At 62.6% G+C, this 1,704-nt stretch carries 2 protein-coding genes; both read left to right on the top strand.

What is annotated here, in order from left to right; all coding sequences use genetic code 11:
- The coding region (locus DOM66_RS19380) for a methyl-accepting chemotaxis protein (protein WP_245392496.1) at positions 1–526 on the top strand (526 nt) is incomplete at its 5' end.
- Between the two features lie 314 nt (positions 527–840).
- The coding region (locus DOM66_RS19375) for a methyl-accepting chemotaxis protein (protein WP_157959114.1) at positions 841–1,704 on the top strand (864 nt) is incomplete at its 3' end.

The raw sequence follows: 1,704 nt of genomic DNA, 5'->3' as shown, positions 1-1,704 counted from the left end.
GGGCCGCGGCTTCGCCGTGGTCGCTCAGGAAGTGCGCCAGCTGGCAAGCCGCAGTGCCGATGCCGCCGGCGAGATCAAGCAGTTGGTCTCCGAAAGTGCCCAGCGCGTGGCGCGTGGCTCCGAACTGGTCAATCGCTCCGGCGAGACTCTGGCGAAGATCGTCACCAACGTCGAGAAGGTCACCGACCTGGTTTCCGAGATCGCCGTCGCCAGCCGCGAGCAGTCCACCGGCATCCAGCAGATCAACCTGGCAGTGGGCGAGATGGACAGCGTCACCCAGCAGAACGCCACCCTGGTCGAGGAGTCGACCACGGTCACCGGTAACCTGAAGGAGCAGGCCGAACTGCTGGCGCAGGAGGTCAGCTTCTTCCGCGGCTACGAAGACAGTGCACAGAAGAGTATCGCCAGCCGCGCGGTCGACAAGGCCACCACCGCGCTGGCCTCGCCATCGCCCCGGTCGGCCTCGACCAAGCGCCATCCCCCGCGCCAGACGTCCGGAGACGTCGAGGAGTGGAGCAGCTTCTAACGCTTGCAGTCACCACCGGTGCATCGTTCGATAAATCGAGCGATGCGCCCTAATTCTAATGCACCGCTCGGCTAGCCACGCCCCAGAGGATCATGCATCCCATTCGGCCTCATCGGCGCCGCCTGTCAGAGCATCAAGCAGATCTCAGCGCCAGAAAACATTACATAATAAAACCATGCAAACACGAAAAAAATCGAATCCTGCGAATTTCGTTCAATCCCGCCCGAATTTCGCCGATAGCGACAGATGGACCGTGTCATCTGCCCTACCGGGATGGCACCCATGGATGGCAATAGAACAGCGAGGAAGTACAGATGTTAGGGATAACCAGAAGCGTCAAGGCCAGGCTGGTCGTGGCACTGGGGGTGTTGATCGCCCTCCTGATCGCGGTCGGCGTGCAGGGGGTCTTGAGCAACCGTCAGACCCAGACCTCAATGCACTCGATCGTCGAGAAGAACGTTCAGTCGATGATCGAACTCTCCACGGTTCGGGCGGCCACCGGTGACAACCGCACCATTTTCGCCAAAATCGATGGCAACAACTTCTCCGACGCCCAGCGCCAGGAGATCGAGAAGAACCGCAAGCGCGCCGATGATGCCTGGGACCGCTACTCCCCCGGCTTGATCTCCAACGACGCCGAGCGTCAGTTGGCCACCACCTACACCCAGCAGCGCCAGGCGCTACGCGATCTGCTCGATAGCGGCAGCGCCAGCGATACTCAGATCGACGCAAGCTACACGAACCTCTACGACACCATCACCCAGCTCTACCGCTCGTCGCGAGCAGCGACGCTGTCTGACTATCAGCAGAGCGTGGCGGACTATCAGACCAGCCGCACGATCATCATCGCCGCCATCCTGGTCGCGCTGGTGATCGCTACCGCCATCGGCTGGTGGCTGGCCCGCGGTATCCTGCGCCCGCTCCAGGAAGCCACCGATTTCTCCACCGCCCTGGCCGAGGGCAACCTGGGCGTACGCCTGAGCACCCGCTATCGCGACGAGTTCGGACGCATGCTGGATGCCATGGCTGCCATGCGCGACAAGCTCACCGGGGTGATCGCCGAGGTAGCCAACAATGCGCGCACCGTGGAGTCGATCTCCGGGGAGCTGGTGGCCAGCAACGAGAACCTGAGTCAACGCACCCAGGAGCAGGCCGCCAGCCTGCAGGAGACCGCCTCG

The sequence above is a fragment of the Salinicola endophyticus genome (assembly GCF_003206575.1).
Lineage (GTDB): Bacteria > Pseudomonadota > Gammaproteobacteria > Pseudomonadales > Halomonadaceae > Salinicola > Salinicola endophyticus.
Note: the sequence above shows the minus strand (reverse complement) of the source record. Positions and strands in the feature narration are given on the sequence as shown.